19 protein-coding genes are annotated in these 26,492 nt (G+C 73.5%); 12 read left to right on the top strand and 7 right to left on the bottom strand.

Going from position 1 to position 26,492, the window contains the following annotated elements:
• The first annotated feature begins 365 nt into the window (after positions 1-365).
• Together OG524_RS05560 and fxsA are read left to right on the top strand one after the other, a co-directional pair.
• Positions 366-1,133: a polyprenol monophosphomannose synthase gene (locus OG524_RS05560; RefSeq protein ID WP_405809317.1), complete on the top strand. Its 768-nt coding sequence runs from the start codon at positions 366-368 to the stop codon at positions 1,131-1,133.
• Between the two features lie 81 nt (positions 1,134-1,214).
• The gene (fxsA, locus tag OG524_RS05555) at positions 1,215-1,817 is read left to right on the top strand and encodes an FxsA family membrane protein (RefSeq protein ID WP_405392057.1); all 603 of its coding nucleotides are present in this window, start codon (positions 1,215-1,217) and stop codon (positions 1,815-1,817) included.
• 171 nt (positions 1,818-1,988) lie between these two features.
• Here the strand turns inward: fxsA and OG524_RS05550 are convergent, their stop codons facing one another.
• The 4 genes from OG524_RS05550 to OG524_RS05535 all read right to left on the bottom strand — a co-directional run bounded on the left by OG524_RS05550 (position 1,989) and on the right by OG524_RS05535 (position 5,477).
• Positions 1,989-2,363 (bottom strand): RNA polymerase-binding protein RbpA, encoded by a 375-nt coding sequence (locus tag OG524_RS05550; protein WP_078598328.1) that lies wholly within the window; start codon positions 2,361-2,363, stop codon positions 1,989-1,991.
• Positions 2,364-2,628: 265 nt separating this feature from the next.
• Positions 2,629-3,993, bottom strand: a complete 1,365-nt coding sequence (locus OG524_RS05545) for an MFS transporter (RefSeq protein WP_405392058.1) — start codon at positions 3,991-3,993, stop codon at positions 2,629-2,631.
• 45 nt (positions 3,994-4,038) lie between these two features.
• A complete protein-coding gene (locus tag OG524_RS05540; RefSeq protein WP_405392059.1) occupies positions 4,039-4,812 on the bottom strand; it encodes a glycerophosphodiester phosphodiesterase family protein in 774 nt (257 codons plus the stop codon).
• Positions 4,809-5,477 (bottom strand): YitT family protein, encoded by a 669-nt coding sequence (locus OG524_RS05535; protein WP_405392060.1) that lies wholly within the window; start codon positions 5,475-5,477, stop codon positions 4,809-4,811. Before OG524_RS05535 ends, OG524_RS05540 begins: the two co-directional genes overlap by 4 nt.
• Positions 5,478-5,580: 103 nt before the next feature.
• Between OG524_RS05535 and OG524_RS05530 the strand changes: the two genes are divergently transcribed.
• On the top strand, positions 5,581-7,077 hold the full coding sequence (locus OG524_RS05530) for a PLP-dependent aminotransferase family protein (protein ID WP_405392061.1): 1,497 nt from the start codon (positions 5,581-5,583) through the stop codon (positions 7,075-7,077).
• A 12-nt stretch (positions 7,078-7,089) separates the two neighbouring features.
• Here the strand turns inward: OG524_RS05530 and OG524_RS05525 are convergent, their stop codons facing one another.
• Together OG524_RS05525 and OG524_RS05520 are read right to left on the bottom strand one after the other, a co-directional pair.
• On the bottom strand, positions 7,090-8,682 hold the full coding sequence (locus tag OG524_RS05525) for a hypothetical protein (RefSeq protein ID WP_405392062.1): 1,593 nt from the start codon (positions 8,680-8,682) through the stop codon (positions 7,090-7,092).
• A gap of 37 nt (positions 8,683-8,719) precedes the next feature.
• On the bottom strand, positions 8,720-8,914 hold the full coding sequence (locus tag OG524_RS05520) for a hypothetical protein (protein WP_014044751.1): 195 nt from the start codon (positions 8,912-8,914) through the stop codon (positions 8,720-8,722).
• Positions 8,915-9,232: 318 nt separating this feature from the next.
• On the opposite strand from OG524_RS05520, the gene OG524_RS05515 reads away from it, so the two are divergent.
• The 9 genes from OG524_RS05515 to OG524_RS05475 all read left to right on the top strand — a co-directional run bounded on the left by OG524_RS05515 (position 9,233) and on the right by OG524_RS05475 (position 25,730).
• Positions 9,233-9,625: an ankyrin repeat domain-containing protein gene (locus OG524_RS05515; RefSeq protein ID WP_405392063.1), complete on the top strand. Its 393-nt coding sequence runs from the start codon at positions 9,233-9,235 to the stop codon at positions 9,623-9,625.
• 237 nt (positions 9,626-9,862) lie between these two features.
• Positions 9,863-11,281, top strand: coding sequence for a HEAT repeat domain-containing protein (locus OG524_RS05510; protein ID WP_405392064.1), 1,419 nt, complete (start codon positions 9,863-9,865; stop codon positions 11,279-11,281).
• A 156-nt stretch (positions 11,282-11,437) separates the two neighbouring features.
• A complete protein-coding gene (locus OG524_RS05505) occupies positions 11,438-12,601 on the top strand; it encodes a glycosyltransferase family 4 protein (RefSeq protein WP_405392065.1) in 1,164 nt (387 codons plus the stop codon).
• Positions 12,598-13,788, top strand: coding sequence for a glycosyltransferase (locus OG524_RS05500; protein WP_405392066.1), 1,191 nt, complete (start codon positions 12,598-12,600; stop codon positions 13,786-13,788). Before OG524_RS05505 ends, OG524_RS05500 begins: the two co-directional genes overlap by 4 nt.
• Before the next feature lie 71 nt (positions 13,789-13,859).
• Positions 13,860-14,729, top strand: a complete 870-nt coding sequence (locus OG524_RS05495) for an SGNH/GDSL hydrolase family protein (protein WP_405812429.1) — start codon at positions 13,860-13,862, stop codon at positions 14,727-14,729.
• A complete protein-coding gene (locus tag OG524_RS05490) occupies positions 14,726-18,337 on the top strand; it encodes a hydantoinase B/oxoprolinase family protein (RefSeq protein ID WP_405809312.1) in 3,612 nt (1,203 codons plus the stop codon). Before OG524_RS05495 ends, OG524_RS05490 begins: the two co-directional genes overlap by 4 nt.
• Before the next feature lie 57 nt (positions 18,338-18,394).
• Positions 18,395-19,921, top strand: coding sequence for a hypothetical protein (locus OG524_RS05485; protein ID WP_405392068.1), 1,527 nt, complete (start codon positions 18,395-18,397; stop codon positions 19,919-19,921).
• Positions 19,922-20,054: 133 nt separating this feature from the next.
• Positions 20,055-20,957, top strand: a complete 903-nt coding sequence (locus OG524_RS05480; protein WP_405809310.1) for a hypothetical protein — start codon at positions 20,055-20,057, stop codon at positions 20,955-20,957.
• Between the two features lie 63 nt (positions 20,958-21,020).
• On the top strand, positions 21,021-25,730 hold the full coding sequence (locus OG524_RS05475) for a hypothetical protein (RefSeq protein ID WP_405809308.1): 4,710 nt from the start codon (positions 21,021-21,023) through the stop codon (positions 25,728-25,730).
• A 153-nt stretch (positions 25,731-25,883) separates the two neighbouring features.
• On the opposite strand, the gene OG524_RS05470 is transcribed toward OG524_RS05475, so the two are convergent.
• Entirely contained in the window at positions 25,884-26,315 is a 432-nt protein-coding gene (locus OG524_RS05470; protein ID WP_405393313.1) for a hypothetical protein, read from the bottom strand.
• Positions 26,316-26,492 lie beyond the last annotated feature (177 nt).

Below are 26,492 nucleotides of genomic sequence, written 5' to 3'. Positions count from 1 at the left end.
TCAAACCTCCACGCAGTCGTCGAACGCCGCTGGGTCATGGGGCGGTGTGCCGCACCGGCGCACCACCCCTGACAGCCAGGTTCAGCGCCCGCGCCTCGGGGCGAGGGAAGGTTTCGTCCGGACGGCAGGTGCGACCCGGGTGGGGCCCGGAGGTTCAGTAGACAACGGCTTTCGGTCGACCCGCAGCCAGCGGGTCCCAGGTCGGCCCGAAGGACACCGGGCCCCGATCCGCAGTTCTGTCCGCAGTTCCACACTTCTGTCCGGCCCGGCCGGACGCGTGACGCGCCCCCTCACGACCGCGTCGGAGCCCGGTGGCGGCACGCTGGATATGGTGTGCACCTGCGTACGGACTTTAAGGGGCAGTAGTGAACGACGGCGGTCAGAGGCAGTTCGGCCCGCTCGGCACAGTCTTGGTGATCATTCCGACCTACAACGAGGCCGAGAACGTCAAGCTGATCGTCGCCCGGGTGCGCGCCGCCGTTCCGGAAGCGGACATCCTGGTCGCGGACGACAACAGCCCCGACGGCACCGGCAAGGTCGCCGACGAGCTCGCGGCCGCCGACAGTCAGGTGCACGTCCTGCACCGCAAGGGCAAGGAAGGGCTCGGCGCCGCCTACCTCGCCGGCTTCCGGTGGGGGGCCGAGCACGACTACGGGGTCCTGGTCGAGATGGACGCGGACGGCTCGCACCAGCCCGAGGAACTGCCCCGCCTCCTGACCGCGCTGAAGGGTGCCGACCTGGTTCTCGGCTCGCGCTGGGTGCCCGGCGGCCGGGTCGTCAACTGGCCCAGGCACCGGGAGATGATCTCCCGCGGCGGCAGCCTCTATTCCCGGATGCTCCTCGGCCTGTCGGTGCGGGACGTCACCGGCGGCTACCGGGCCTTCCGCACCCCCACCCTGGAGGGCCTCGGCCTCGAAGAGGTCGCCTCGCAGGGCTACTGCTTCCAGGTCGACCTGGCCCGCCGGGCCGTCGAAGCGGGGTACTACGTCGTCGAGGTACCGATCACCTTCATGGAGCGGGAGATCGGCGACTCCAAGATGAGCCGCGACATCCTCGTCGAGGCGCTGTGGCGGGTCACCGGCTGGGGCATCTCCAGCAGGGCCTCCAAGGTCCTGGGCCGCAAGCCCTCCTGACCGCCTCCGGGCCCGCCCGGCCCGGAGAGTCATGATCACCCCCTTACGCCGCTTGCACGCCCGTCCAGGCACACTGGGTGCATGACGACCGGCACACCGCCTCCGAACCGTCCACGGCGCTCACGCGCCCGTACCTTCCTGCCGCTGGGCCTCGCCGCCTGGGTGGTGCTGGAGATCTGGCTGCTGATCGTGGTGGCCGACGCGGCGAGCGGGTTCACCGTGCTGCTGATCCTGATCGCCGGCGCCGTGCTCGGAGCCGTGGTGATCAAGCGGGCGGGCCGGCGGGCCTTCCGCAACCTCACCGAGACCCTCCAGCAGATGCCGGGGCAGCCCGGCGCGCCCGCCACCCCGCCGGCCGCCCCGTCGGGCAGCCGCGGAAACGGTTTCCTGATGCTGGGCGGCCTGCTCCTGATGATCCCCGGCATGATCTCCGACGCCGCCGGGCTGCTGCTCCTGCTGCCCCCGGTCCGCTCGGCGCTCAGCCGGTACGCGGAACGCTCCCTGGAGCGCCGCATCATGCGCGCCGCGGCGCCGGGCAGCCTCTCCGACGCCTTCCAGCAGGCCCGTATCCACCGGCCGGACGGAAAGGTCGTCCAGGGGGAGGTCATCCGCGAGGACGGCACCCGGCAGCACCCCGGCCATGACGACGGCCCAGGATCCCCCCGTCCGCCGCTGACCCCCTGAGCCGGCCCCCTACGGGCAGGCGCCCCCGAGGCCTTCGAGGAACCCGGGGGCGCCTGCCCGTGTCCGGGGGAGGCCTGAACCGGCCCCGTACGCGCACGTGAAGAGCCGCGGGCCGTGACACATGTTCTGTGTCACGGCCCGCGGCTCTTGTATCTGTGCGGTGATACGCGGTCAGGCAGACTTCCTGCTGTCCCGCGGGTGCACGGCGATGTTCATGGCTCCGGAGCGCAGAACCGCCAGCCTCTCGGCCAGCACCTCTTCAAGCTCCTCGCGGGTGCGCCGCTCCATGAGCATGTCCCAGTGCGTACGCGCAGGCTTGCCCTTCTTCTCCTCGGGGCCATCCCCGTCCACCAGGAGTGCCGTGGCGCCGCACGCCTTGCACTCCCACTCCGCCGGAATTTCCGCCTCTACCGAGAACGGCATCTCAAATCGATGGCCGTTCGGGCATGCGTACTCCACCGCCTGGCGCGGGGCCAGATCGATGCCGCGGTCCGTCTCGTAGCTGGTAACCACGAGTCGCGTACCGCGGAGAGCTCGCTCACTCATGAATCGTGCCTCCCGGGCTTGTCGCCCACAGGACAGGTGTCGCTGTCGTCGTCATCCGTTCAACGTCCGGTCGGCGGTAAAGATTCCCGTTGCCGGTCATGCGTCGCCCGTCGTGCCGCTGCTGTATCTGGGTTTGATTACCCATCGGTGCCCGGTTTGTCACCTGTGGGAGAAGTTGTCACCCAACGGTTCGGCTTCTTCCACTCGCGGTAACGGTCCGCCGGGCAGACCAAAGGCGTACACTACCGGCCTTTCACTTCGGCGTCTAAATCCGGTCCGGCACGGGGTTGCCCGCGGCGGCCACCGCGGCCCGTAGCGGGACCCGCGCGAGCAGCACCGAACCCAGCGCGAAGAAGATCACCAGGGACAGGATCGCATCCCGGTAGCTGCCGGTCAGCTGGTAGCCGAGACCGAAGACCAGGGGCCCCAGCCAGCTGAGTCCCCGGTCGCTCATCTCGTACGCCGAGAAGTACTCCGCCTCCTTCCCGCGCGGAACCAGGTGCGAGAACAGCGAGCGCGAGAGCGCCTGGCTGCCGCCCAGTACCAGGCCGATCGCGGCCGCGAGACTGTAGAAGAACACGGGCGCGTCGGCGGGCAGCAGGTAGGCGGCGGCGAGGATCAGGGTCCAGACGACGAGCGAGGCGAGAATCGTGCGCTTCGCTCCGTACACCCGGGCGAGCCGTCCCATCCCGAGCGCGCCCGCCACCGCGAGCACCTGGACCAGCAGGACGGCGGTGATCAGCGTCGTCTGGTCGAGCCCGAGCTCCTCGGAGCCGTACAGCGAGGCCTGCGAGATCACCGTCTGGATGCCGTCGTTGTACACGAGGTAGGCGAGCAGGAACGAGAGCGTGAGCGGGTGGCGGCGCATGTCGCGCAAGGTCGCCATCAGCTGCCGCCAGCCCGAGCCGACCGCACCCTCACCCCCCGGCGGCACCCGCCGGTCACGCAGCCGCCGCAGCGGTACGAGCGTGAAGGCACCCCACCACACACCGGCCGAGGCGAGGCAGATCCGGACCGCGTCGGACTCGGAGAGACCGAAGGACTCGTGGCCCGTGTACAGGGCCAGATTCAGCAGGAGGACGAGCGCCCCCGAGGTGTACCCGAAGGCCCAGCCCCGCGAGGAGACCGCGTCCCGTTCCTCCGGCGCGGCGATCTGCGGCAGGTACGCGTTGTACAGGACCATGGACACGGAGATCGACGCGTTGGCCACGATCAGCAGGAACGCGCCCAGCAGATAGCGCTGGCCGTCCAGGAAGAACATGCAGGCCGTCGCCGTGGCACCCACGTAGGCGGCCGCCGCGAGCAGCGGCTTCTTGCGCCCCGTGCGGTCGGCGGCGGCGCCCGCGATCGGCATCACGATCACGGCGACCAGGACCGAGGCCGAGACGGCGTAGGCGAAGAGGGAGCCCGCTCGCACCGGTATGCCCAGCGGATGGACGAAGCCCTCCGCGTCGGCGGCGGCCTTGGCTATCGACGTCAGATAGGGGCCGAGGAAGACCGTGAGGACGCTGGTCGAGTAGACGGAACAGGCGAAGTCGTAGAAATACCAGCCGCGTTGCTCGCGTCTGCGGTCGGCGTCCCCCGGGAGGTGTTCTGCCGGGTCGGCCGTATCTGCGGTACCGGTGCTCACGCCGAGTCCTCTCGTTCGTGCCGTACGGACGCGGCCGGGCCGGCGTCAGGCCCAGGCCCCCCGCTCGCTCAGCACCGTTCGCAGCGTCTCGATGTGATCGGTCATGATGCCATCCACTCCCAGGTCCAGGAGCGCGGCCATCCTGTCCGGTTCGTTGACCGTCCAGACATGGACCTGCAGACCGCGCGCGTGTGCCGCGCGGACGAAGCGCCGGTCGACCAACCGGATCCCGTTCTGGCTCTCCGGGACCTGCGCGCACACCGCTCCCGCGCGAAGCGCCGCCGGGATGCCGTACGAGCGCAGCCGCAGGCCGAGCACGCCGCGCACCCCGAAGGAGGTGGCCAGTCGCGGGCCCGCGAGGCGGTGCGCCCGCGCCACCCGCGCCTCGGAGAACGACCCCACGCACACCCGGTCCCAGGCGCCGGTCCTGCGGATCAGCTCGACGAGCGGGACGAGGGCGGGCTCCGCCTTGATGTCCACGTTCCACCGGGCGTCGGGGAACTCCTCCAGCAACTCCTCGAAGAGCGGCAGCGGTTCACTGCCCGACACCCTCGCCCGGCTGACCTCGCGCCACGGGAGCTCGGCTATCCGGCCCCCGGAGTCCGTCACACGGTCCAGGGTCGGATCGTGGAACGCGACCAGGCGGCCGTCCGCCGTGGTGTGCACATCGGTCTCGAAGTACCGGTAGCCCGCGCCGGCCGCCCGCCGGAAGGCGGCTGCCGTGTTCTCCAGCCCGTCCGCGGCCCCACCGCGGTGGGCGAACGGGATCGTCGAGGGATGGTCCAGATACGGATGGCGTCCGGAAGTCGCTGTGGTCACCGCCGAAGTATCGCCCCTCGCGGTGTCCGGCCGGCAACGTCCGGGGTGCCGGCGTCCGGCGCGGGGAGGGCGAAGACGCGCAGGAAGAACTGCGCGAGCGGGCCGATCGCCAGGGCGTACAGCACGGTTCCCACGCCGAGCGAGCCACCGAGCACGAAGCCGGTCGCCACCACGGCCACCTCGATGGCCGTGCGCACCAGCCTGATCGAACGCCCGGTCAGCCGGTTCAGGCCGGTCATCAGCCCGTCGCGCGGCCCGGGGCCGAAGCGCGCCGAGATGTACAGCCCCGTGGCGACACCGTTGAGCACGATGCCCGCGGCCGCCACCGGGATCTGTGCGCCGAGCCCGTGTACGTCCGGTACGAGGGCGAGGGTGCCGTCCATCGCGATGCCGACGGCGAAGACGTTGGAGACGGTGCCCAGGCCGGGGCGCTGCCTGATCGGGATCCACAGGAGCAGGACGACCGCCCCCACGATGATCGAGACGACACCGATGGAGATACCGGTCCGCTCGGCGAGCCCCTGGTGCAGCACACCCCACGGTTCGAGTCCGAGCCCGGCGCGGACCAGGAGCGCCGAGCTCGCCCCGTACAGGGCCAGACCCGCGTAGAGATGGGTCAGCCGCCGGGGGAGACGGGTCCTGCTCCGGGTGGTGGTGTCGGACAAGTGGTGCCCCTGTGAGGTGGTGTCAGTGGACTGATGCGTGTCACTCTGTGGCAGGGGATTGGCTACCAACTATGGCCAATCCGAGGAAGGTGGACTGATTTCCATGGCGCAGTGGACTTCGACGGTCGGTGCGGCACAGCTCGCCCGGCAGCTCCGGGCGCAGCAGCGCCCCGTCGCGCAGGGCAGCCGCAAGCCGCCCGCCTACCGCGCCCTCGCCGACGGGGTGCGGCTGCTGGTGCTGGAGGGCCGGGTCCCGGTCGCCGCCAGGCTCCCCGCCGAACGGGAACTCGCGCTCGCCCTCTCGCTAAGCCGCACCACCGTCGCGGCGGCCTACGAGGCGCTGCGCGCGGAGGGCTTCCTGGAGTCCCGGCGCGGGGCCGGCAGCTGGACCGCCGTACCGGCGGGCAATCCGCTGCCCGCCCGCGGCCTCGAACCCCTGCCCCCGGAATCCCTCGGCTCCATGATCGACCTGGGCTGCGCCTCGCTGCCGGCCCCGGAACCGTGGCTGACCAGGGCCGTGCAGGGCGCCCTGGAGGAACTGCCGCCGTACGCGCACACCCACGGCGACTACCCGGCCGGGCTGCCCGCGCTGCGGCAGATGATCGCCGACCGCTACACCGAACGCGGCATCCCGACGATGCCGGAGCAGATCATGGTCACCACCGGCGCGATGGGTGCCATCGACGCGATCTGCCACCTCTTCGCCGGGCGCGGCGAGCGCATCGCCGTCGAGTCCCCGAGCTACGCCAACATCCTCCAGCTGATGCGGGAGGCGGGCGCCAGACTGGTGCCCGTGGCGATGGAGGAGGGGCTGGGCGGCTGGGACATGAACCGGTGGCGGCAGGTGCTGCGGGACGCCGCGCCCCGGCTGGCCTACGTCGTCGCGGACTTCCACAACCCCACCGGGGCGCTGGCCGACGAACAGCAGCGCCGTGCCCTGGTCGAGGCCGCGCGTTCCGCGGGAACGGTCCTGGTGGTCGACGAGACCATGATCGAGCTCGATCTGGACGCCGATGTCGAGATGCCCCGCCGGGTCTGCGCCTTCGATCCGGCGGGAAGCACCGTCCTGACCGTGGGATCCGCGAGCAAGGCCTTCTGGGCCGGCATGCGGATCGGCTGGGTCCGGGCGGCGCCGGACGTCATCCGCAGCCTGGTCGCGGCACGCGCGTACGCCGACATGGGCACCCCGGTCCTGGAGCAGCTCGCCATCAACTGGCTGATGCGCACCGGCGGCTGGGAGCAGGCCGTGGCTGTCCGGCGCGACCAGGCGCGGGAGAACAGGGACGACCTCGTACGGGCGGTGCGACGGGAGCTCCCCGACTGGGAGTTCGAGGTGCCGCGCGGCGGCCTCACCCTCTGGGTGCGCACCGGCGGACTCTCCGGCTCGCGGCTCGCCGTCGCGGGCGAGCGGGTCGGCGTACGGGTCCCCTCGGGGCCCCGCTTCGGGGTCGACGGCGCTTTCGAGGGCTATGTGCGGCTGCCGTTCACCGTGGGAGGCCCGGTGGCGGAGGAGGCGGCGGTGCGGCTCGCCGCTGCCGCGGAGCTGGTCGGGTCGGGTGCGGGAGCGGGAGCCGAGGCACCGCGGACGTTCGTGGCCTGAGGCTCCCCGCCCTCATCCCTCGGCGACGGCCGGCGCGGTGACCAGGGGATCCCTGCGCACCGGCTCGGCGAGCTCGGCCTCCACCGGAGCGGCCGTGGCCGGTGTGCCCGGCAGCAGGTCGAGGACCGCCTGCCGGTGCGCCTCGCTCGTGGCGTCGTCGTACGGGTCCGGGGTGGCCGGCACCTGGAGGCGCAGCACGGGTCCGCTGCCGAGCCGGGCGTAACCCCGGCCCGGGGGCACGTCCGGTGTCGGCGTGGTGTGCGGCGCGGTGCCCAGGACGGATTCGACCTCGTCGCCGGTGGCCGGGCCGAGGACGGCGCGGGCCCTGGTGTGCGTCCGTACGGTCTCGGTGAGGGCGTCCATGCTGTCGAACTGGTCCGCGACGACGACCGTGACGCCGGCGGCCCGGCCGTGCCGCAGCGGCACCTGGAGCAGCTCCTGGGGGTCGGGCCTGCCGTCGGCCGCCGCCAGGTGCCCGAGCGCGCTCGGGCGGTCCAGCAGGATCCAGAGGGGGCGCCTGATGTCCTCCGGTTCGGGGTGGCCGGCCTGGCGGGCCCGGTTGGCGGCGATGAGCCTCCGCTCGGTCTCGTGCGCGGCCCATTCGAGCGTCGCGAGGGCCCCGGCCAGGCCGCACTCCACGGCGAGCACGCCGTCGCGTCCGGTCAGGAAGCCGTACTCCCCGGTGCCGGCGCCCTCGACGACGAGGATGTCGCCGCACTGGAGCGCCTGGAGGGCGAGGGAACGCATCAGGGTCGTGGTGCCGCTGCCGGGATGCCCGACGGCCAGCAGGTGCGGCTCCGTCGACCGGGAACCGGTGCGCCAGATCACCGGGGAGGCGTCACGCGTCGCGTCGCCGTCCCGCACGGGGACGGTGCGCCGTACCGCGTCGGCGTCGGTGAAGCCCAGCACGGTCTCCCCGGGGGCCGTGACGAAGCGCTGGGCGGCGATCGTGGTGGGGAGCGCGTCGAGGACGGTCATGAGGAGGTGGTTGTTCTCCTCGTCCCAGGCGAAGTGGTACTCGCGGCCCCGGCCCGACTTGGCGTGCAGCACCTGTTCGATCCGGGCCCGGCAGGAGGCCTCGCCGTCCGTGAAGTACGCCGGGTAGCGCACCTGGAGCCTGGTGAGACGGCCGTTGGCGTCGAAGGCGTACGACGTGCCGAAGGCCTCCTCCCAGTCGCCGCCGTGGGAGAACAGCGGACCGGGATCACCGTCCGTGGAGAAGTGCGGCACCAGCGCCTCGTAGACCGCCCGGAGCCGGGCGGTCTCCGCCTCGTCGGGGCCGGTCTTCACGGGTGTCCGCTCCCGCCCCCTCCATGCGGCGGCGCCCATCACCGCGATCAGGGCCAGCAGGGGCCCGTACGGGATGAGCGCCACCACCAGTACGCAGGCCGCGACGAGGAACAGCACGTGCCCGCGCCGGTCCTTGGGCGTCGCGGCCCACTTCTGCCGTCCTGTTCCTGCCAGCAGCCGCAGACCACGGGTGACCGTGATCAGCGGATGGAGGACGTCGGTGGCGCTGTCGGCGGCCGTGCGCGCGATCTCGCGACTGCGAGTGATCGATGCGCCGCCGCTGCTCAGAATGCGGGGAAGTGGTCGCCGGGCCACGTCGGTCTCCTGAAGGGGTGGGAGCGGTTGTGGAGCGTCAGAACTTGATCCCGCCCAGCATGCTGGCGAGGCTGGCCCCGCCGGCCGTGATGCTCGGCGCGATGGCGGTGCCGGCCAGATAGAAGCCGAACAGGGCGCAGATGAGGGCGTGGGACGCCTTGAGCCCGTCCTTCTTGAAGAACAGGAAGACGATGATGCCGAGCAGTACCACGCCCGAGATGGAGAGGATCATGAGCGGTTCTCCTGGTTGAAGGGGACAGTCACCATGAGTACTTCCAGGATCACAAGATGTGTCTATACGATAAAAGGTGCAATTGAGTGAAAAGCCTTGATTTTCACTCGATCGGCGGGCAAAAAGGGGTCGGCCGGGCCGAGGGGGCCGGGAATCGGCACCGAACCACCGGCCTCCGGCTGTGATCTTTCGCCGCTTCCGGGCAGGCTCAGGTCGGCTCTCCGGAGCAGTACTCTGTCGATTCACTCGTACGGCCCCGCGCCGTACTCCCCACCAGGTCGGCAACGGCGACAACGGCTATGGAAGGCGGCCCGTCCGATGAGCGAACTCCCCGATCCCGAGGTGGTCGAGCTGGCGACCAAGGTCTTCGACCTGGCCCGCCGCGGCGAGACCGGCACGCTCGCCGCCTACGTCGACGCGGGTGTCCCCGCGAACCTCACCAACGACCGGGGCGACTCGCTGCTGATGCTCGCCGCGTACCACGGGCACGCCTCCGCAGTCACCGCCCTCGCCGGCCGCGGCGCCGACCCGGACCGGGCCAACGACCGGGGGCAGACCCCGCTCGCCGGAGCCGTCTTCAAGGGCGAGCGCGAGGTGATCGACGCACTGCTCGCCGCGGGCGCCGATCCGGCCGGCGGAACACCGTCCGCGGTGGACACCGCGCGCATGTTCGGCAAGGACGACCTGCTGGAACTCTTCGGTGTGCGCTGACACACCCTCCTGGCCGCCGGCTGACCGGTGCGCCGTAAATGTGGTCGCGTCGGCGAAATGGCTGGGTCATCATGACGTCGCGGGTCCGCTCAGGACCACCGACGAGAGGCAGAGGAAGATGAGCACCAGGCAGAAGACGGCGGTCGGCCGATCATGTTGCTGCGCGACCTAGTGCCTACCGGCACTCGGAACAGCACAGTCCCGGTTGCGTCGACAGCTTGATGTGAGGCTTTCCCCATGTTCGATCCGTTCATAGCGCCGAGCGGCACACTGCTCGGCCTGTTGCAGAGGGGCCGCGGCGACGGCACGCTCCACGCACTCGCCGCGCCGCGCCCCGAGGCCCTCGCGGCCCTCAACCACTGCGTCCTGAGCGATCCGCGTCACGACTGGCAGGTCGAGAACCGCTCCCTCTACTACGCACGCCTGTACCTCGACCTCGACGGCGGTACGGAAGAGATCGAGCGTCACCTCTGGGACCCCGAGGACCACCTCGACACCGAGGACTCACGCACGGGCCTGGCCCTCGCGGTCCTCGGCCACCTCGCCTCGTACGGACGCGACGACGCCCTCGCGCTCCTGCGGCGGTACGCCGCCACCGGGTCCAACTGGGCCTGGGCGCTCGACGAGCTCGCCCTGCGCGACGACGACGCCGGGCTGCGCTCCCTCGCCGAGCAGGTGCTCGGCCGGTTCCCCGACGACCCGGCGGGCACCGCCGAGCTGGCGGCCGCCGTGCGCGACGCCTTCGAACCGCGCCCCTGGCGGCTGTGGGCCGACGACCCGCGCGAGACCGTCGGCGCCCGGGTCAGGGCGGCGCGGGAACAGGGCTCCTTCGACCGATGGCAGCGTCAGATGCGGCCCGGCGGCCCCCGCCCCGGCTGGAGCGTCCAGGCCGTGTTCGACTGGGCCCAGCAGGGACTGGAGCGCGGCAGCGCCCTCCACGTACCCGCCGCCCGCTGCCTCGCCGCCGTCGCGGGGGCCGAGGACCGGCCCGCGATCGTCGACGCCGCCCGCAGCGGCCCCGAGGGCGCGCGCTGCGCGGCCCTGCACTATCTCGCCGAGGCCCGGGACCCGGCCGTACTCGACCTGATCGAACGGGCCGCCGCGGGACCGTCCCCCACCGTCGCCGAAGTGGCAGTGGCCGCCTTCGAGCGCATGTGCGGGGACGAGGCCGTGGACCGGGCCCGGGGCTGGGCCCACCGGCCCGACGCCCTCGGAGCGTCGGCGGCGGGCGTGCTCGCCTGCCGCGGTGCCGCACAGGACGCCCCGCTCGTCCTCGCCGCCCTGCGCGAGGCCGTCCGTGGCGACGGCCCCGACGCCCAGCGGCTGTGGACCCTCGTCGACGGCACCGGCCGCCTCGGCATCGCCTGCGCCGCCCCCGTCCTGCGCCACGTCTACCGGGAGACGTCCTCCTCGCACCTGCGCGGACGGGCCGCCCGCGCCCTGGCGGCCACCGATCCGTCCTTCGCCACCGGCTTCGCCGTCGAATGCCTGTGGGACTGCGAGGAGACCACCCGCGAGCTGGCGGCCCGCCACGCGGAGACCGGGGACATCCGGGTCGCCGAACGCCTGCGACGGCTCGCCGCCGACCCGGCGGAGGAGGTCGAGGTGCAGACGGCGGTACGCAGCAGGATCGGGCCCGACGCGCCCGCCGTCTGACCCGGTTCGTCCGCCGACGGTGACCAGCGCGCGGGTGAGGCCCGGAACCCGGGAAGCCGCGCGCCGGGGGCGCGCGGCTCAAACGCTCACGGGACGTTCCCCGGGCCGAAAGATCCAAGTCGGCAGAGTCACTCCCGGCGGGGCGACAACACGGTTATGCGTGTCGTCATCGTCACCGAGTCCTTCCCGCCCGACGTCAACGGTGTGGCCCACTGCACCCTGCAGACCGCACGACACCTCGTCGCCCGCGGCCACGAGCCCCTCGTCATCGCCCCGGCCGCGGCCGGGGCGACGGCCTCCGCCTCCAACGATCCCGCGTACGCCTCCAACGATCCCGCGTACGCCGGAGCACCCTGCCCCGTGGTGCGCGTCCCCTCCCTCCCCCTGCCCGGCTATCCGCAGGTCCGCGTAGCCCTGCCCAGCCGACGGCTCGCCGCCGCGCTCACCGGGCACCGCGCCGAACTCGTCCACCTCGCGGGTCCGTTCGTCCTCGGGGTGCGGGGCATGGCCGTGGCCACCCGGCTCGGACTCCCGGCCGTGGCCGTCTACCAGACCGACCTGGCCGGCTACGCCCGCACCTATCTGGGCGCCGGCGAGAGCGCCGCCTGGCGCCGCATGCGCGCCGTGCACAGCGCCGCGGACCGCACCCTCGCCCCCTCCTCCGCCGCCCTGCGCGACCTCACCGAACACGGCGTGCCCCGGGTACGCCTGTGGCCGCGGGGTGTCGACACCGTGCGGTTCCGTCCCGGGCTGCGCGACGAGGCCCTGCGCCGTGAGCTCGCGCCCGGCGGGGAGAGGCTCGTCGGATACGTGGGACGGCTGGCGCCGGAGAAGCACGTCGAACTCCTCGCCGGTGCCTGCGCGTTGCCCGGCGTGAAGGTCGTGGTCGTCGGCGACGGGCCCAGCGAGGCCACGCTGCGCACCGCCCTGCCGGGCGCCGTCTTCCTCGGACGGCGGACGGGGGACGAACTCGCCCGGTTCTTCGCCTCCCTGGACGTGTTCGTGCACACCGGCCCGTACGAGACCTTCTGCCAGACCGTGCAGGAGGCCATGGCCTCCGGCATCCCGGTGGTCGCCCCCGCGGCGGGCGGTCCGCTCGACCTCGTCGACCACGGGCGCACGGGGGTGCTGGTACCGCCGCACGACGCGGCGGCCGTACGGGACGCCGTCGGCGCGCTCGTCGCCGACCCGGCCAGGGCCGAGGGCTACGGCAGGACCGCCCGCGCGATGGTCGAGGGGCGCACCTGGGAAGCCGTCGGGGACCAGCTCCTCGGCCACTACGACGAGGTCCTGGGCGGCCGGACGGCGGTGGCCGCGTGAACGCGCCCGTGAACGGCCGGGCGGACGGCCTCAGGATCGTGCGGCTGGCGAACTTCGTCACCCCGGCCTCCGGCGGCCTGCGCACCGCACTGGACGAGCTCGGCCGCGGCTACGCGGCGGCCGGGCACGAGCCCGTGCTCGTCGTCCCCGGGGCCGCCGCGAGCGACGTCCGCACCCCGCAGGGCCGCGTGCTCACGCTGCCCGGTCCGGTGCTGCCGGGCAGCGGCGGCTACCGCGTCCTGACCGACCGGCGGCGACTGCGCCGCCTCCTGGAGTCGCTGCGCCCCGACCGGCTCGAGGTGTCCGACCGGACCACACTGCGATGGACGGGGGAGTGGGCGCGCCGCGCCCGGGTGCCCGCCGTCATGGTGTCCCACGAGACGGCCGACGGCGTCCTGCGTACCTGGGGAGTGCCCCCGGCGGCGGCCGGACGGGCCGCCGACCGGCTCAACGCCCGCAGTGCCCATGCCTACGCCCGGATCGTGTGCACCACGGAATGGGCGGAGCGCGAATTCGTACGCATCGGCGTGCGCAACGTGGTGCGCGCCCCGCTCGGCGTGGATCTGCGGCAGTGCCGGCCGCGGTGCCGGAGTACGGAGCTGCGCGCCCGGCACCTGCGCGGCCAGGACGTGCTGCTGCTGCTCGGCTCACGGCTCTCCGTGGAGAAGCGGCCCGGGCGCGCGCTGGACGCACTGGCGGCGCTGCGGCGGCAAGGGGTGCGTGCGGCGCTGGTCGTGGCGGGCGACGGACCGCTGAGGGCGGGGCTGGAGGCCAGGGCGAGGGCGGAACGGCTGCCCGTCGCGTTCCTGGGCCATGTGCGCGACCGTGCGCACATGGCGGCCCTCCAGGCCACGGCCGACCTCTGCCTGGCACCGGGCCCCGCGGAGACCTTCGGGCTGTCGGCGCTGGAGGCCCTCGCCTGCGGCACCCCGGTCGTGGCGAGCGGGAGCTCCGCGCTGCCGGAGGTGATCGGCGGCGCCGGACTGGCCGCCGCGGACACGGGTGAGGCGTTCGCCGCCGCGGCACGGGAGCTGCTGGCGCGACCGGAGCCGGAACGCCGGGCGGCGGCGCGGGCCCGGGCCGAACTCTTCGGCTGGGACCGCTCGGTGGCCGCCTTCCTGGCGGCCCACGACGCCCCCGGACGGCGTGGCGCCCCGGCGGCGCGGCCCCGGGCGGGGCGGTCGTGAGCGGCGCGGCGGGGGCCCGCGCGACGGCCGGCCCCACGGCGCCGGGAACCCGCCCACCGGCTCGTACTCATGTGCGGTTCGCCGCGCTCGGGGACTCGCTGACCGAGGGCATCGGAGATCCGGTCCCCGGCGGCTGGCGGGGCTGGGCAGCCCTGCTCGCCCCGGGCCTCGGCGCAGGGGAACAACAGGTGGACTTCCGCAACTTCGCCGTCGCCGGAGCGCTGTCCGGGGACGTCCGCGAGCACCAGGCGGCCGAGGCGGCGGCGTTCCGGCCCGACATCGCCTCCGTCGTCGTCGGCGTCAACGACACCCTGCGCCGGTCCTTCGACATACGGAGCCTCGCCGCGCGGCTCGACGAGGTCTGCGCACTCCTGGCCGGGGGCGGATCCGTGCTTCTGACCGCATGCCTCCCGGACCCCGGCACTGCACTGGGCCTCCCGGGTCCGCTGCGCCGGCCCCTCGCCCGGCGGCAGCGGGCGGTGAACGCCGTGGTCCACGCCCTGTCCCACCGCTACGACGCCGTCCACCTGCACGCCTCGGACCGGTCCTGGGTCGAGGACCGCTCGCTCTGGAGCGTGGACCGCCTCCATCCGGCGGAGCGGGGGCACCGGAGACTGGCCGCCGGCTTCCACCGGCTCCTCGCCGAGCGGGGACTGGCCCCGGGCTCGCCGCCCGGCCACGATCCGCAGCAGCCACCGCCGACCCGCGCCACCACCGTCCTGTGGCTGGCCACCCAGGGCACCGGCTGGCTGGCCCGCCGCAGCACCGACCTGCTGCCCCAGCTCCTGGGCCTCGCGGCGGAGGAGGTCTCCCACCGGGCACGCGGAACCACCGGCCGGCTGGATGCACGGGCCGAGCAGGGGCTCGTCGAGGCACTGGCCGACCTCACGCACACGCCCTTTCTGCGCGGGTTCGTCCCCCACGCCAGAATGGAGGGATGACCGGACGCTGGGAGTTCTGGATCGACCGCGGCGGCACCTTCACGGACGTGGTGGGACGCGACCCCGGCGGGCACCTGGTCACCCGCAAACTCCTCTCGCACGACCCGGACCGCTACCGCGACGCCGCCGTCGCCGGCATCCGGATGCTGCTCGGCCTAGGCCCCCACGACCCGGTCCCCGCCGACCGGGTCGCGGGTGTCAAGATGGGCACCACCGTCGCCACCAACGCCCTCCTGGAACGACGCGGCGAGCCGACCGTCCTCGTCATCACCGAAGGCTTCCGGGACGCCCTGCGGATCGCGTACCAGAACCGTCCGCGCCTCTTCGACCGCCGCATCCTGCTCCCCGAGGCCGTCTACGACCGGGTGATCGAGGTTCCGGAACGGATCGACGCGCAGGGCAGGACCGTGAAACCCCTCGACCGCACCGCCGTCGCACGACGGCTCGGCGAGGCCGGGGCGGAGGGGATCCGCAGCGCCGCGGTCGTCCTCATGCACGGCTACCGCCACCCCGGCCACGAGAGGACCGTCGCCGACGCGGCCCGGGAAGCGGGCTTCACCCAGGTCAGCTGCTCGCACGAGGTCAGCCCGCTGATCAAGCTCGTTCCGCGCGGCGACACCACCGTCGTCGACGCCTACCTCTCACCCATCCTGCGCCGGTACGTCGAGGAGGTGGCCGCCGAACTGAGCGGCATCCGCCTGATGTTCATGCAGTCCAACGGAGGACTCCGGGAGGCCGCACACTTCCGCGGCAAGGACGCGGTGCTCTCCGGACCCGCCGGGGGCGTCGTCGGCATGGTGCGCACGTCCGAACAGGCGGGCCACCACCGGGTCATCGGCTTCGACATGGGCGGCACCTCCACCGACGTGTCCCACTACGCGGGCGAGTTCGAGAGGGAGCTCGGCACCCAGGTGGCCGGCGTACGGATGCGCGCGCCCATGATGAGCATCCACACCGTCGCCGCCGGAGGCGGATCGGTCCTGCACTTCGACGGCCGGCGCTACCGGGTGGGCCCCGACTCGGCCGGCGCCGACCCCGGCCCCGCCTGCTACCGCCGGGGCGGCCCGCTCACCGTCACCGACGCCAACGTGATGCTGGGCCGGATCCGCCCCACCCACTTCCCGGCCGTCTTCGGGCCGGACGGCGACCTGCCGCTCGACGAGGACACCGTCCGCGCACGCTTCGAGGCACTGGCCCACGAGGTGGCCACCGCCACCGGACAGCCCCGCACCGCCGCGGAGACCGCCGCGGGCTTCCTGGAGATCGCCGTGCTCAACATGGCGAACGCCGTCAAGAAGATCTCCGTCCAGCGCGGCCACGACATCACCCGCTACGCGCTCACGAGCTTCGGCGGGGCGGGCGGCCAGCACGCCTGCGCCGTCGCCGACGCCCTGGGCATCGACACCGTCCTCGTACCACCGCTCGCCGGCGTCCTCTCCGCGTACGGCATCGGTCTCGCCGACGCCACCGCGATGCGTGAGCAGTCCGTCGAGGCCGAACTGCACGAGGAGACCAGGACCCGGGTGGGCGAGCTCTGTGACGGCCTCGCGGCGCGCACCCGGGCCGAACTCCGCGCCGACCGGATCCCCGACCCGGCCATCGGCACCCGGGCCCGCGTCCTCCTGCGCTACGCGGGCACGGACGCGAGCCTGCCCGTCGGCCTCGGCACGGTCGCCGCCATGACCGAAGCGTTCACGGCCGCCCACCGGGCCCGCTACGGATTCACCATGGACAAGCCCCTCGTGGTCGAGGCGGTCACCGTGGAGGCGACCGGGCGGGCAGGACCGCACGCGCCCCACCCGGCCGGCGAGGCGTCCGGCGACGGCACACCGCCCGAACCCCTCGGAACCGTCCGGACGTTCACCGGGGGCCGCTGGCAGGACACCGGGCTGTACCGGCGCGGGGAACTGAGCCCGGCGGACACCGTGACCGGTCCGGCCGTCGTCGCCGAGGACGACGCCACCACCGTCGTCGACCCCGGCTGGCAGGCCACCGCGGGGCCCGCCGGACACCTCGTACTGCACCGGGTGAGCCCGCGGCCCGGGAGGACCGCCGTCGGCACCCGGGTCGACCCCGTCATGCTGGAGGTGTTCAACAACCTCTTCATGTCGATCGCCGAACAGATGGGCGTACGGCTGGAGAGCACCGCCCACTCCGTCAACATCAAGGAGCGGCTGGACTTCTCCTGCGCACTGTTCGACGCGGACGGCAACCTCGTGGCCAACGCCCCGCACATCCCCGTGCACCTCGGGTCGATGGGGGAGTCCATCAAGGAGGTGCTGCGGCGCAACGCGGACTCGCTGCGCCCCGGAGACGTCTACGCCGTCAACGACCCGTACCACGGCGGCACCCACCTGCCCGACGTCACCGTCGTGACACCCGTGTTCGACGAACCGGAGGACGGGCAGGAGCCCCGGCTGCGCTTCCTGGTGGCGTCCCGCGGCCACCACGCCGAGATCGGCGGGATCACCCCCGGGTCCATGCCCGCCTTCAGCCGCACCATCCACGAGGAGGGCGTGCTGTTCGACAACTGGCCGCTGGTGCGCGACGGGGAACTCCGCGAGGCCGAGACCCGGGAACTGCTCACCACCGCCGCGTACCCCTCGCGCGACCCCGACACCAACCTGGCCGACCTGCGCGCCCAGATCGCCGCGAACGAGAAGGGCATCGCGGAACTGCGGCGCATGACCGGCCAGTTCGGGCAGGACGTCGTCGAGGCGTACATGGGCCACGTCCAGGACAACGCGGAGGAGTCCGTACGCCGGATCGTGGCCGGGCTCGACGACGGCACCTGCCGCTACGAGACCGACAACGGCGCGGTCATCGAGGTGACGGTGACCGTGGACCGCACCACGCGGAGCGCCGTCCTCGACTTCACCGGAACCTCACCGCAGCAGCCCGGCAACTTCAACGCCCCGAAGTCCGTGGTCATGGCAGCCGTCCTGTACGTCTTCAGGACACTCGTCGCCGAGGACATCCCGCTCAACAGCGGCTGCCTGAAGCCCCTGGACATCCGCGTCCCGGAAGGATCCATGCTGGCACCCGTCCACCCGGCGGCCACCGTCGCCGGCAACGTGGAGACCTCCCAGGCCGTCACCGGCGCCCTCTACGCGGCGCTCGGCGTACAGGCCGAGGGGTCGGGCACGATGAACAACCTCACCTTCGGCAACGACCGCGTCCAGTACTACGAGACGGTCGCGAGCGGATCCGGCGCCGGTGACGGGTTCGACGGCACGGACGCCGTACAGACCCATATGACCAACTCCCGGCTCACCGACCCCGAGATCCTGGAATGGCGCTACCCGGTGCTGCTGGAGAGCTTCCGCGTACGCGCGGACAGCGGCGGCACCGGCCGGTGGCACGGCGGGCGAGGGACCGAGCGCAGGATCCGCTTCCTCGAACCCGTCACCGTCGCCCTGCTCTCCGGACACCGCCGCGTGCCCCCGTACGGCATGGCGGGCGGCGGACCCGGCGCGCTGGGCGGCCAGCACGTCGAGCGGGCCGACGGGACCGTCACCCCGCTGAACGGCTGCGACACCGCCGACCTGGACACCGGGGACGTGCTGGTGCTGCGCACCCCGGGCGGGGGAGGCTACGGGGCGCCGTAGACGGTCGCTTCTGCGCCGTTTCGACCGTTGTCGGTGTGAGGACCTAATCTGTTCAGCGTGACTTCCCCTGCCGACACCGACACCGCTGCGCCCCAGCTCAGCGCGGGGCCGCGGCTCGCCCCGGGCCCCGCCGCCGACGAGGGGCTCTCGCGTCGGCTGCGCGCGCTCGCCTGCACCGCCCCGCTGCACGACCTCGACGTCCGCAAGGCGAACCTGGCCGGCGAGTACACGGTCTACGCGATGGCCGAGGTCGCCCTCGCCGCGATCGACCTGGTCACGCTCAACATGGACTTCGACACCGGCGCCGACCACGACCAGATAGTGGCCAGACTCCTCCCGCGGGTCGGCGCCCAGGCCCCCCGTCGCCCCGTCACCGAGCACGAGCGCGTCGCCCGCTGGGTGCTGGAGAACCTGATCAACGTCGGCAGCGTGGACCGCGGCTTCCGCGCCGTCTACGGCACCTTCGGCCCCGACGGCGTGTACGTCCGCAGGGACTACGACTTCAAGCTCGTCGAAGAGGTCCCCGGCCACGGCGGCACCGTCTACCTCCGCGCCACCGACGAAGCGGTCAACGTCCTCGTCGGCGCGCTGGACACGGACGTCACCAGCGCGCAGATCGCCGCCGAGGTGAAGCTGGAGGTCCTCATCAGCCGGGGCCGCCTCGCCGACGCCCAGCTCGCCGCCGAGCAGGCCCGCTACCGGACCGTGCAGTACGCGGAGACGCTCCGCAGGACGCTGGAGGCCACCCGGCGCAACGTCCGCGCCGTCGACTGGCTCAACGCCGTACCCGACATGATCACCGAGGCGCTGGACCACGTCGCCGACCGCTACCGCCACGAGAACGCCATCCTCACCAACATCCGCAAGGCCAGGGACGAGGCGGAGGACCCGGAGCACAAGCGGCGCGCCGCCGAGCTCGTCGACATCGTGAAGGACTGCATCCGCCGCCACACCCAGCTGCAGTCCAGGCTGCTGGAGGCCGGACCCCTCTTCCGCGCCGAACAGGACCGGCAGGCGTTCGCAGCCCCTGCCGCACGGGTGGGACTCGACCTGTACGGACAGCTCGTGGTGCCCGTGCTGCCGCTCCCCGTCGAGCAGGCCACCCGGGTCACCGACGCCTTCTTCGCGCACGGCACCGGGCTGCGCACCCCCACCTCGGTCCGGGTCGGCGACCTCGTCGAGATGCTGCTGACGCCGCCGGTGGAGCGAGAACACCTCGGCGCCGAGATGCCCGAACCCGACCTCATCGCCACCCCGGACGACAGCAGATTCAGCGAGGAGCAGCTCGCGAGCGCCATGGAGCTGCTCGACCTGGAGCACGACGCGCCCCGCCGGCTCTCCGGACTCCTCGCCGAGGCCCGGCTCCGCGACACCGAGCTGCCCTACCTGGTCGCACTGCTCGCGGTCCACGCGGCGAGCCCGCCGGTCGGCACCGCCTACCGGCAGGGCGAGCGCAGGCTGCTGTTCGCGGTCGACGACGGAACCACCCTGGAGGACCCCGAATTCGGCGGGGCCGACCTGATAGTGGGCACGGCCCTGCTGGACGCGGCGGGCATGGCGGCGGACCGGAAGGACGCGTCGTGAACCCCTGCGGGCCGGCACGCGAAGAACCGTCGTCGACGTCCCGGGCACCGGCCCCGCACACGTCCCCGGGCCCGTCGACCGGACACCCCCAGCCGCACCGAGAGCGCGGCACCCGCACCGAGGAGCCACCGAGTTGAGCGAGCAGCACGCCGAGCAAACCGACGCGTGGGGCGATCCGTACCCCGTCCACGTGGCCGACACCGCGCCGCCGGCCGCTCCCGCCGCCGTCACCCCGGCCGACGCGGCCCGGCTGGTCTCCTTCGGGCTGCAGCCCAAGCTGCTGCCCGCACGCGACGCCGAATACGCGGAACTGCTCCGCCGATACCGGGAGGAGCCCGCCTTCGCCCGGCTCGCCGACGCAGTCGCCACCGGGCTCGGACTCATCGTCCTGGAGGTCTCCACCCGCGCCGGCATGGCCGTGACCGCGGGCGAGGACTCGGTCTTCGCCGTGCGCATGGGCGACTACGCCCGGCGCGCCTCGTCCGACGCGGCCGACCGCTTCCTGCACGGCCTCGCCCACCTCGCCGTGGCCGCCATGGCCTTCCCCCGCCCCGAAGACCTCGCCGACGACGCCTACATCGGCCGCATCACCGTCAACGGGGTCGACGCCTTCGTACGCCACGCCTGCCACCGCCTGGAGGAGCGCGCCGAGGAACAGGGCGACAACACCGACCCCGCCACCGACGCCCCGGGACTGGAGTCCGGCTGGCGGATCTACGCCCGGCGCAGTGCCACCGGAGCGACCAAGGACGCCCGCCGGCTCGCCGGATCCACCACCGGCATCATCGGCAAGGCCGTCGCCTTCCTCACCGAATCGGGCTTCCTCCAGCGCACCGGGGACGAGGCGGGCGGCACCTACCGCACCACCGCCCGCTACCAGCTCCAGGTGCGCGACATGGCGGGCAGCGCGGCCATGGCCGAGCTGCTGGAGCTCGGCGTCGTCCCGGTCACGGACGGCTCGGCCACCCTGCTGCCCCCGCCCGACCCCGACAGCCTGGAGCTGGCCGCCGACGCGGGCCTGCCCTTCCACTCCTGACCCGCCGGGCCCACGCCCGCATCGCTGCCCCACCCGCTGCCTGAACGACGAGAGTCCGCCGCCATGTACGAGTTGTCCCGGGTCCGCCTCTACTCCATCGGGCCCGCCGGTGCGCGCTACGCCGACACCGTGCTCGACCTGCGCGGGGTCGGGGCACCCGTACCCCATCCCGCACCTGCCCAGGCGGAGTTCTTCGAGGACGAGCCGGTCGGCCCGCCACGCCGCCCGGCGCCCGCGGGCGTGCTCTTCCTGGAGAACGGCGGCGGCAAGTCCGTCCTGCTCAAGCTGATCTTCTCGGTGATGCTGCCGGGGCACCGCAACACACTGGGCGGCGCCAGCTCCGGTGTGCTGCGCAAATTCCTCCTCGCCGACGACTGCGGGCACGTCGCCCTGGAGTGGCAGCACACGCTCACCGGCGAATGCGTGGTCGTCGGCAAGGTCAGCGAATGGCGCGGTCGCCAGGTCTCCAGCGACCCCCGCAAGTTCGCCGAGGCCTGGTACTCCTTCCGTCCCGGTCCCGGGCTCGGCCTCGACAGCCTTCCGGTCGCCGAGGCCACCTCGGTGGGCCGCCCCGCGGAAGGCGTCTCGGGAGCCCGGGGCAGGCGCCGCACCATGAAGGGCTTCCGCGACGCCCTCATGGACGCGGGCAAGTTCTACCAGCACCTCGACGTGCACTGGGAAGAGATCCACGACCGGTGGAACGAACACCTCGGTGACCTCGGACTCGACCCCGAACTCTTCCGCTACCAGCGCGAGATGAACGCCGACGAGGGCGAGGCGGCCGGCCTCTTCGCGGTCAAGAAGGACTCCGACTTCACCGACCTGCTGCTGCGGGCCGTCACGGACACCCGGGACACCGACGGCCTGGCCGACCTCGTCAGCGGATTCGGCAACAAGCTGGGCCGCCGCGCCGAACTCACCGCCGAACGCGAATTCACCGCCGGATCCGTCGACCTGCTGGGCCGGATCGTCGAGGCCACCGCCACCCGGTCCCGCAGCCGCGACGTCCACGCCGGTGCCGAGCGCCGCACCCGCACCCTCGCCCGCCGGCTCTCGGCCCGCGCCGCCGAGGAACGCGGCCGCACCGCCGAGCTCGCCCAGCAGGTCACGGTGACCGCCCACACCGTCACGGAGGCCGAGGCCGCGCGCGGCCGGCGCGCCCTGATCGCGGCGGAGCTGGCCTACCGGCACGCATCGCTGGCGCTGACCGCGGCGGAGAAGGGCGCGGCGGCCCAGCGCCGCGAACTGGGCGACGCCCGGACCCTGTACGCCGCCTGGCAGGCGGCCGAAGCGGTCCTGCGCCACCGCGCCGCCGCCGACCGCTCCGCCCGGGTCGCCGTGGCGATCCGGGAGGCCGAGCGCGACGCCGCCCCCGCCCTCGCCGCCCGCGCCACGGCCGCCGCCGATCTCGTACGCGCCCTGCACACCGCCGCCGAGGCGGGCGAGCGGGTGGCCGACGAGGAGGAGGAGCGCTCCGCGACGCTCCAGTCCACCGGTGAGACCGCGCACCGTGACGCCACCATCGCCGCCACCGAGGCCCAGCGCGCCCGCAGCGAAGCCGGCCACCTGCGCCAGCGCCTGGCCGAGGTCGAGCAGGAGACCGCCGAAGCCGTACGGGCGGGCTGGCTCGACAACACCGCGCCGGACGCCGACCCGGCCCGTGCCGCCCTCGCCGCCAACGACGCCGAGAAGGCGGCGGTCGCCGCCTGGGACACCGCGCGGGAGGCCGCCCGCGCCACGGCCGACCACGCCCGCGAAGCAGCGGCTGCGGAGAGCCGCACCGAGCTCGCCGCGGCCCGCGCCGCCGACGGCGCACAGGCCGCCGAGCAGTCCTACGAGGCCGAGCGCAGGGCTGCCGAGTCGATCGCCGCCGACCACCGCCTCGCCGACCTGCTGGGGCTCCCGGCCACGTCCGGTGCAGGCGTCCCCCGCCCCCGCCCCCGCCGCGCAGCCGCCGTGACGGACGACAGCGCACACGAGGCCGCCCCCGGCGACACCCGGTCCCTCACCGCCGAGGAGTTCGACAGCAGCGCCGACGAACTGCGCGAGCTCCTCGACCAGGGCATCGCCTCCGCCGAACGCAGGCTCTTCGACCTGCGTACCGCCGCTGCCGACGACGCGCGCATCCTCGGGGCGCTCGGCGACGGGGGACTGCTGCCGCCCGGCCCCGACGTCCTCGCCACCGTCGAGTACCTCGGTGAGCACGGCATCCCGGCGCTGCCCGGCTGGCGCTATCTCGCCCAGGCCGTCGACCCCGCCGACCACGCCGCCGTCCTCGTCGCACGCCCCGAGCTCGTCGACGGTGTCGTCATCACCGACCCGGACGCCCACACCCGCGCCCGGGAGGTACTGGGCAGCGCCGCCCTGCTGCCCCGCTCCGCCGTGGCCGTCGGCACCACCGCGGCCCTCCTCGCCCCCGTCCCGGCACCCGGCGCGGGCGGCGCGGGCGAGGTCTTCCTCGTCCCGCCGAACCCGGCGATGCACGACGAACACGCCGCCGACGAGGAACGGCAGGCGCTCAGGGCCCGTGCCGCCGCGCGCGACGAGGACATCAGGACGCTCGCCGCCCGGCTCACCGGCGACCGCTCCCTCGCCGCCCGCATCGGCTCCTGGCGCACCGACTGCCCGCCCGGCATGCTCACCGAGCTCGGCGAAGCGGCCCGTACCTCCCGGGCCGCCGCCGAGACGGCCGAGGCCGCACTCGCCGAGGCCCGCACCGTCCGCGCCGACGCCGACGAGGCCGCCGCCGACGCCGCGCGCGTCCGGGACGAGCGCCAGGAAGCCGCCCAGCGCGCCCGCCGCGCGGCGGACGCCCTCGCCGGTCTCGCCCACCGGCTCAGGGACCGGGCGGCCTGGCTGGCCCGGCTGCGTGAACTGACCGACGAGGCGGCCGAGTCCGAGGCACGGGCCAAGGTCTGCCTGGAGCGCGCCCGCGCCGCGGACGAGGACCGCCGGGCCGCCCAGCGGGCCGCCGACGACGCCCACCGCACGGCCCGTGCCCTGCGCGCCGAACGCGCCGAGATCGCCGGCGCCCCGGAAAAGCTCCCGGAACCGTCCGCCGACAGCGCCCGCACCTCCCTCCCCGCCCTGCGTGAGGCCTACCGGGCCGCTTCCCAGCTGTACGAGAAGGTGGGCGTCGGCGCCGACCTGCGCGCCGAGCAGGCCCGGGCCGAGAGCGACGAGAGCGCCGCCCTGGCGGAGCTCGACCGCCTCACCAACAAGGTCCGTACGCGCGCCGCCCAGCTCCTCGAAGGCACCGACGGCTCCGACGGGCCCTCCCGGCAGGCAGCGGCGGCACGCGCCGAATCCCTCGTCCAGCTCCTGGAAACCCGCGCGTCCACGGCCAGTGAGCAGCTCGGCCGGCTGCGCGGTGAGACGGAACGGCTCGCGCCCACCGATGACGAGCCCCACCACACCGAGCTGCCCGCGGACCTGGCCCCGGCCGACGCGGAGCAGGCCCAGACCCTGCTCCGTACGGCGACGGCCGAACTGGCCTCCGCCACCGGGTCCCTGGACACCGCCCGGTCCGCGCACGCCGACCTGCTGCACGCCCACCGGTCCGCCGAGGAGTCGGTGAGCGGCTTCGAGGAGACCGCCGCGCTCCTGCGCGACCTGCTCAGGGACCAGGGGACGGACGACGAGACCGAGGCCCCCGGCCTCTACCCCGGCACCCTCGACGAGGCCCGCCGGTCCGCCGCCGAGGCCCGGCGCTCACTGCGCGGCTGCGCCACCGACCTGTCGGCGGCCGAGGGCTCCGTACGGGAAGCGAGCGACGTGCTCGTACGGCACGCCAACTCCAACCGCTACGAACAGGTCCGCACCCCGGCCCGGCAGCAGATCCGCGAACTCCCGGCGGCGGCCCTGCCCGACCACGCCGAGAAGTGGGCCACGGCGTTCGCCCCCCGGCTCCGGGTGCTCACCGACGAGCTCGCCCAGCTGGAGCGCAACCGCGACTCCATCGTCGACCGGCTCCGGGGTCTCGTGGAGTCGGCACTCACCACCCTTCGCTCCGCACAGCGGCTCTCCCAGCTCCCCGAAGGGCTCGGTGAGTGGTCAGGCCAGGAATTCCTCCGGATCCGCTTCGAGGAGCCCGACCAGGCCACCCTCACCGAACGGCTCGGCGAGGTCGTCGACCAGGCCACGCACGCGGCCCTCAAGAAGAACTCCGACCTGCGCAGGGACGGGATGTCCCTGCTGCTGCGCGGTGTGCAGGCGGCGCTGGAGCCCAAGGGCATCGCCGTGGAGATCCTCAAGCCGGACGCGGTGCTCCGCGCGGAGCGCGTCCCGGTCGGGCAGATGGGTGACGTCTTCTCCGGCGGTCAGCTGCTCACCGCCGCGATCGCGCTGTACTGCACGATGGCGGCCCTGCGCAGCAACGACCGCGGCCGGGACCGGCACCGCCACGCCGGCACGCTCTTCCTCGACAATCCCATCGGCCGTGCCAACGCCACGTACCTGCTGGAACTCCAGCGCGCCGTCTCAGACGCGCTGGGAGTCCAGCTGCTCTACACGACCGGGCTGTTCGACACGACGGCGCTCGCCGAATTCCCGCTGGTCATCCGCCTCCGCAACGATGCGGACCTGCGGGCCGGACTCAAGTACATCAGTGTGGAGGAGCACCTGAGGCCGGGGCTGCCGCAGCAGGACCCTGAGGGCGAGACCGTCCACGGAGAGATCACGGCGACCCGCATGTTCAAACGGAGCGGTCCGGCTCCCGATGCTGCGGGCGGACTGCCCGTCCCGGAGATGCGCGGGGAGACGACCCTCCGCTGATGGCCGGTGACCGGGCCGCCGGAGGCCCGGACAGCCCGGGCGGGCCGGGCCCCCGACCGCCGGCCTCCAGCCCGACGGCCGCCGAAGACCCGTGGCCGCCGTCGGGCACCCGGCCGGAGTCCAACCCCCAGGAGCACGCCGGGGCGCAGGTGATCAGGCTCGGGAGAGCCCGCCCGCACCCCGGCGCCGTATCCGGGAGTCCCTGCGGGCCTGCGCCCTGGCAGCACGGCGCGCCGAGCGCCGCTCGCGCCGCATCCGGCGCGCCGTGCTGCTCGGTACCGAGACCACGCCGTTGCGCTGGTTCCACACCTGCCGGGTCACCCACACGTCCAGCACGGACCACGTGGCGACCACCGTGCCGGCAACGCCGCTGAGCACCATCGGGAAGGCCAGCCACGAACCCGTCAGGGTGCACAGAAAAGCCACCATGGCCTGAATGACCGTCAGCGACATGATGATGACGGCACGCACGGCGGCCGTCCGCACCGGATCCGGCATCCTTCGGCGGACCGCGGGCTCCTCCACCCACAGCTGCCGAGGAATCTTCACTCCGCCCGTCGGCGCCGTCGTCGAGGCTGCCGCCACCGACGCCGTGCCCCGACGCTCATCCGTTTCCAAGGACCTTCAACTCCCCACCACTGTCCGACGCGTGGGTGGCTGCCCGGCTTGCGCCCGTTCTACGCGGGCGGAGCCTTTCGCCCTGCCGCGCACACCCCCGTCATGTTTTCTTCCCCGTACATCAGGACGAATGCCGACGCCCGA

The organism is Streptomyces sp. NBC_01520, from assembly GCF_045040375.1.
Taxonomy (GTDB): Bacteria; Actinomycetota; Actinomycetes; order Streptomycetales; family Streptomycetaceae; genus Streptomyces.
This window is presented reverse-complemented; position numbering and strand designations above follow the sequence as displayed.

Excerpts from the sequence above, each read along its gene's own strand:
- fxsA (WP_405392057.1), top strand. The coding sequence starts at position 1,215 with ATGACGACCGGCACACCGCCTCCGAACCGTCCACGGCGCTCACGCGCC.
- OG524_RS05505 (WP_405392065.1), top strand. The coding sequence starts at position 11,438 with ATGCGTGTCGTCATCGTCACCGAGTCCTTCCCGCCCGACGTCAACGGT.
- OG524_RS05530 (WP_405392061.1), top strand. The coding sequence starts at position 5,581 with ATGGCGCAGTGGACTTCGACGGTCGGTGCGGCACAGCTCGCCCGGCAG.
- OG524_RS05515 (WP_405392063.1), top strand. The coding sequence starts at position 9,233 with ATGAGCGAACTCCCCGATCCCGAGGTGGTCGAGCTGGCGACCAAGGTC.
- OG524_RS05520 (WP_014044751.1), bottom strand. The coding sequence starts at position 8,914 with ATGATCCTCTCCATCTCGGGCGTGGTACTGCTCGGCATCATCGTCTTC.
- OG524_RS05550 (WP_078598328.1), bottom strand. The coding sequence starts at position 2,363 with ATGAGTGAGCGAGCTCTCCGCGGTACGCGACTCGTGGTTACCAGCTAC.
- OG524_RS05475 (WP_405809308.1), top strand. The coding sequence starts at position 21,021 with ATGTACGAGTTGTCCCGGGTCCGCCTCTACTCCATCGGGCCCGCCGGT.
- OG524_RS05490 (WP_405809312.1), top strand. The coding sequence starts at position 14,726 with ATGACCGGACGCTGGGAGTTCTGGATCGACCGCGGCGGCACCTTCACG.
- OG524_RS05510 (WP_405392064.1), top strand. The coding sequence starts at position 9,863 with ATGTTCGATCCGTTCATAGCGCCGAGCGGCACACTGCTCGGCCTGTTG.